The following is a 5,480-nucleotide window of genomic DNA, read 5'->3' on the forward strand; positions in this document are numbered from 1 at the left end:
CATGCAGTAGTTGTGCTGTTTACCAACCAAAAAGGTAAGCTTTTTGAACATGTGCATAAATGTGCGCGCAAGCCAAAGTCTGTTACGTTCGGTAATGATAAAGAAATCGATGTCTGAATTGTCGTCGGCGCAGTTTTTAGACAAAGAGCCTGAAATGCCTATGCCTCGCACATACGGAAACCTGATCAGGAAAGCGCCGACTTCTTTTGCTTTGTTGATCAGTTCGGCTGCTTTTTTATTCCCCTTGTTGCGCCTTACCGCAACCATATAATCATTTTTAAGCGAGTAGAACTTATCAAAATGAAACACCAGCTTACTGATGATCAATTGATCAAGCGCCTCAGTAAAATCATGCTGGCCGTATTTATTTTCCAGGAACAGGAATATTTCGCCGTAGGTTAACGGATAATCCCACATGTCAAAATAGGCAAGGGTAGCTAAGATATTATTCCGGGTGTTTAACAATCGTTTATTGTTTGGTTCAATTAAGGTGACTGTACTTTTCACGTCTTTGTATATATAATGATGACGTACCCCTAATGGCTTTGGTTGCCTGTGAATAAACTAATTACACAATATTTTTGACCGGGTTTTCAGTCGGCTGCGAGGCTGTGGAAAATATTAGTAATGAGAAAAATACACTGTAAAAAAAGATGCCCTTATCCACATCTAAAAAGTTTTCGGATAAGGAAACGGCGGTTATGATAACCATAAAGGCCATCAGTAATAAGTCGCGTTTTGCGATGGCGGTTCTGATCCCGACAGTAAGCACAAACAGATAGATCAGCAGGCCAATAACTCCCGATTTAATGAAAAAACTAATGAACTGGTTATGCGCATTTAGTTCTGCCAGGTACGATCGGTAAAATTGATGATCAAAGAATGGATCTTTCAACAAGCCAATTTCGGTGCCTGCTCCATGCCCTATAACCGGCGATTGGGCACCAACACCCATAGCCACACTCCAGCGCGACAGTCGCGGATCAGTAAGTTCTGCATCGGTTGATTGGCTCAGGTCTTTTTTTAACTCGGTTACATAGCGCTCTTTAAAAGTATCCCTGGTATAAATCCCTGCCATCACCGCGATAAATAATGATACACTAACAGCTACGAACCTGAAACGGCTGCGCCCTTTAAGCATGAACCATGGCAGCGCGATATTAATAATAAGCAGCAAGGCGATAAAAATCGATTTTGAGCTAAGTTGCAGGATCCCAAGGGCTAAAACACCACAGCAAATAAGCCAGCAAAGCTTATAAGCCTTTGCCGTTTCCCGTACGAAAACATACAGCAGATAAACAAGTGCTATAGCTATTTGCATGGAGAAAAATGTAGCATGAATGTCCAGCGGTTCCGAAAAGTTATGGTTTGTGAACGTGGGAGAAGCTAATGCTTTTATAGGCAGATGATAATATTTTATGGTAAAAATCGCCTTTAAAAAAAGATAGCTGATAGTGATGGTACAGCCCAATGAAAATACGAGCAAAAAATTATGCCGGTATTTTTTTACATCGAGTGGGTTGAAGCAAAAGATCAAAGGGATAAGTAAAATGGTAACCTGCCTGCCTAACTCCGTAAATGCCTGGGGTTTATTGGTACTGTAAATAACGCTAAAAAGCGTTACAAAAAACACAGCCGACAAAGCAAAGTTAGTGCTTGTTAATACAGGCTTTATTGCAGCTTTTCGAATTTGTATAATAGTATGCAGGGCCAGCCCTATTAAAAACAGGTGACTATAAAACAGGTTGAACGGCAGGCTCAGCAGCAACAGCATCAGCAGGTAATAACTGATCCTGTTGTTGAGCGTATCATCTGGCTTGAATAATTTCTCCATGTTGTTCCCTGTAGCATTCCATTATAAAATCCTCGTAATCGTTAATCACTACCTCCCAGCTAAACTGGTTTTGTATTTTGTGCAGGTTGTTTTTCACCATTTCGCGTTCGGTGTCTTTGCGCTGTACGTTCTCAACCAAGTGTCGCACTTCAGTAGAATTATCAAAATAAAAAGCATCCGAGTTAAGTACCGATTTATTGAAAGGGTTATTGTGCGCGGCAATGAGGGCTTCACTGGCCATAGCTTCAAGCAGGGATGGGTTAGTGCCACCTACGCTATGCCCGTGGAAATACAGGTAGCTATTGTTCTGGAGCGCGCGCACAACCGAATTGTCAAAGTTGGAACCTTTAAACTGTATGCGATCGTCATTTTTAAATTTATGGGTAATGAATTTGCCGAAGCGGTTGCCGGTATCACCCAAAACCATGAAGCTTTTTTTTGAGGAGCTATTATTAAAACCTTCTAAAATGGTTTCGATATTGTTTTCGGGTTCCATGCGGGCCATCAGTAAAAAATAGTCTTCCTTAAGCACCTCGCTTTTATCAACTTGCTCACGTTCCTGTTCCGAAAAAAGATCGGCACCGTAAGGAATGTAACGGCTGTCAACCTCGTACTTATCCTTCAGGTAAGATCTGATCACTCTTGAATCAGAGATATAGTACTGGCTGTGTTTCACGGCCAGTTTTTCGGCGTACTTCAAAAACTTTTGTACCGGTTTTGAGTATTTGGAGCGTTTCCACTCCAGGCCATCCATATTGGTAATGATGACGCTGTTGGGCGGGTAAAGGTGGCCCCAAACCGAACTGCTGGTATAACCCATAAGTAGTACCACGTCAAACTTGCGTTTCCGGGCATCCATAAGGCAGTTAAAATCATAAGCAAACTGCCCGGCAGTACCAACCAGGTATTCCGGATCGTAGCAGTGTACAATGTTAACACCATTCCAGGTGTCGGCTTTGTAAGGATGGTTGTGCGAATTGTAAACAGTAACTGAGTGCCCTTTTTTTACCAATCCGGCAGATACATATTCGGAGATATGCTCAAACCCGCCATAATAGTTCGGGATGCCCCTCGTGCCTAAGATCGCTATTTTTAGTTTCATGACAATGAAAGTTTGCTTGTAACAAGTTGTAAAATATGATGGTGCTTTTTTGCCAGTGATACTGCTGTTCAACATGGCGCGCTACCTGGCCGGTAAAAGCATAGCCGGGAGGTTGCTGAGCGGCAAGTGCCAGCTTTTGCTCAAAATCGGCATGGTTTGCCGGGTTAAAGGTATATGGTGCAAAAAAGCTAAAGTTTTTCATAGCTGTTGCTGATGAACACAGCACAGGTACCCCGCAAATGGCAGCTTCCAGCGGTGGAATGCCAAAGCCTTCGGCTTTTGAAGGATATACAAACAGTTTGCAAGCCCGGTAAAAAGCGGCCAGGTCGGCTTGCTCTGCCTGTGGTATCCATCTGAAAAACTGTCTTTGTTCAGGCGTTAAGTTTTTGATAAGCTTAGCTAAACCCGGTGTTTTTATTGATGCTTTACCAATGAATACCAGACTTGTGCCTTGTTCATATAGTTTTAGTTTTAAATACTTCTGCAGTAATAAAAGGTGGTTTTTGCGGGGTTCAATACGGCTGGTATACAGAATGAAATCTCTGATGCCAAATTTTTCTGCCACCCAATCTTCTGCCTCCTGTTTTGAGGACTGGTATTGCAGTAATGAACTACTTACTCCGTTTTGGATGATGTGTACTTCATCTTCAGGGATCTGGTAATAATCACAGATGCGATCTTTTGAATAATCGGATACCGTAGTTTTGATATCGGCACTTTTAATGCTGCGGCCAAAAAGATAATTGCGTGGTATGCTGAACAGGATAGGAAAATCCTTCCTGAAATCATTAAAAAGCATATCATGCATGGTTACAATGTAGCTGCAGCCCGCTATTTTTTTAGGGCTGATGTATTGGAAATGCGCAAAATCAAACCTGTGTTTTTTGATGTAAGCCGGGATGTCGAAGATGAACCGCAGAATGTTCACTCCCCGGTTTTTATAGGGCAATATGTTTTGCGGTGGTAACAACGGGAACTGTTTGCGAATATTTTCGGTATCGCGGGCGCCGATATAGATATCTATATCAGGGCGCTCGGCAAGCAGGTGGTTGTATAACTCGCGTATAAAGGTTTGCGCCCCCTGAAATTCTTTATCAAAGGAGTGCGCATCAACAAATAGTTTGATCCTTTTAGCTGCCATAGTTCAACTCCTTTTGATTTAAAACAGTGGCCGGCAATTCAGGCCCGGTTAAGCGGAAATTACCTTTGCCTAATTGATATAGCTTGAGCAGCGCACGCTCAGGCAGAAATGACATCAGTAGTAAAAAGTAATTTTTGATATGCAATGGACTGATAGATAATGTTTTGATCAGGTTTTCTCTTGCTTTTTCAGGCTGATAGTTATTCCACAGGTATTTTTTGCCGAGCAAGGCATGATAAGCCCCTTTTTTGATACGTGGAGACAGTTGTTTAATACCGATCTCGGATAACTGCCTTCCTTCGGCTTCGGTAATGCTCAATTTGCGCAGGGTACTGTACTTGATCTGCCTGAACTTACCTGTGCGCCATTTTTCATCAATGGTGATAGATTCGGCATTAAGCCTTACTTTGATAAGCGGCTGGTTAAGGTTGAAAGCCTTTTCGTGCTTAAGGATGCCTGCCCACAGAAAATGATCTTCAAAAGTATAGGCAAGTTCGTTGTAACCGCCGGCGTTTAAAACCGCATCCCGTTTGTAAAACACGCTGGAATGAATAAATGGGCAAATCCTGTAGCTCAGCTGCCTGATCTCGTTATGGCTTAGGGCATCGGGCTGCCAGGTAAATATGAGGTCGCCCTGAACATCGGTATAATCAACTCCCGAGCCAATAATGCTGTAATATGGGTGCGAAGTGATAAAATCATACTGAACCTGTAAACGGTAAGGGTAACAGACATCGTCGGCATCAAAACGGGCGATATAGGGAGCGCGGGCATGGCGCAAACCATTATTAAGTGCTGCTGCTACACCTTTATTCTGTTGGTTTAAAACCACTATCCGTTCATCATTAAATGACATTATGACCTTAAGTGTATCATCAGTTGAGCCGTCGTTTATAATGAGCAGTTCAAAATCGGTAAAGGTTTGTTCAAGTACCGATGTAATGGCTTCGCGGATATATTTGCCTGCGTTGTAAGCGGGCATTAAAACAGTAATTTGAGGGCTATACATATGCAAGTTCCTCCGGCACTGTATTTTCTGTTTTCAAGTTGGATGTAGTAGTTTCTTTTATATTAAGGAATAGCATCAGTTCAAAAAATAGCAGTGCAGAGAGTTGCTCAAACCAATAATCGAGGAAAAACAGGCCTGCTACCATCATCAGGATAGGCAAACCGTAACTAAGATTTTTATAATGCCGGGCAAAAAAGCCTAAGTAAAATATAATTAGGGCAAGCAGCCCGAAGATACCATATTCGCTCAGCATCTGGTCGTAAGTGGAGTAGGGGTTATTGCGCACCGAACGGAACTCGGCATTCTTGCTGAAGAAGCTTAGGTACAGATCCAGATGGTTATGCATAAACGCCGGGTTGATATAGATGTATTTTGGGGGATAATCGCCCCTGAT

Annotated in this window: 6 protein-coding genes; all 6 read right to left on the bottom strand. The window is 42.5% G+C overall.

What is annotated here, in order from left to right; translation table 11 throughout:
* A partial coding sequence (locus VF500_RS30745) for a hypothetical protein (RefSeq protein ID WP_330863311.1) occupies positions 1 to 507 on the bottom strand: 507 nt, incomplete at its 3' end.
* Between the two features lie 61 nt (positions 508 to 568).
* The gene (locus VF500_RS30750) at positions 569 to 1,834 is read right to left on the bottom strand and encodes an O-antigen ligase family protein (RefSeq protein WP_330863312.1); all 1,266 of its coding nucleotides are present in this window, start codon (positions 1,832 to 1,834) and stop codon (positions 569 to 571) included.
* Positions 1,809 to 2,936 (bottom strand): DUF1972 domain-containing protein, encoded by a 1,128-nt coding sequence (locus tag VF500_RS30755; RefSeq protein WP_330863313.1) that lies wholly within the window; start codon positions 2,934 to 2,936, stop codon positions 1,809 to 1,811. The genes VF500_RS30750 and VF500_RS30755 overlap by 26 nt, the downstream gene beginning before the upstream one ends.
* Complete coding sequence (locus VF500_RS30760) at positions 2,875 to 4,077, bottom strand: glycosyltransferase family 1 protein (protein WP_330863314.1); 1,203 nt, start codon at positions 4,075 to 4,077, stop codon at positions 2,875 to 2,877. Before VF500_RS30760 ends, VF500_RS30755 begins: the two co-directional genes overlap by 62 nt.
* On the bottom strand, positions 4,067 to 5,086 hold the full coding sequence (locus tag VF500_RS30765; protein WP_330863315.1) for a glycosyltransferase: 1,020 nt from the start codon (positions 5,084 to 5,086) through the stop codon (positions 4,067 to 4,069). Before VF500_RS30765 ends, VF500_RS30760 begins: the two co-directional genes overlap by 11 nt.
* The coding region (locus VF500_RS30770; RefSeq protein ID WP_330863316.1) for a hypothetical protein at positions 5,079 to 5,480 on the bottom strand (402 nt) is incomplete at its 5' end. The genes VF500_RS30765 and VF500_RS30770, both read right to left, overlap by 8 nt.

This window comes from Mucilaginibacter sp., assembly GCF_036383575.1.
In the GTDB taxonomy this organism is placed as follows: Bacteria; Bacteroidota; Bacteroidia; order Sphingobacteriales; family Sphingobacteriaceae; genus Mucilaginibacter.

Coding starts and splice junctions, on each gene's coding strand:
- VF500_RS30760 (WP_330863314.1), bottom strand. CDS start 4,077: ATGGCAGCTAAAAGGATCAAACTATTTGTTGATGCGCACTCCTTTGAT.
- VF500_RS30755 (WP_330863313.1), bottom strand. CDS start 2,936: ATGAAACTAAAAATAGCGATCTTAGGCACGAGGGGCATCCCGAACTAT.
- VF500_RS30765 (WP_330863315.1), bottom strand. CDS start 5,086: ATGTATAGCCCTCAAATTACTGTTTTAATGCCCGCTTACAACGCAGGC.
- VF500_RS30750 (WP_330863312.1), bottom strand. CDS start 1,834: ATGGAGAAATTATTCAAGCCAGATGATACGCTCAACAACAGGATCAGT.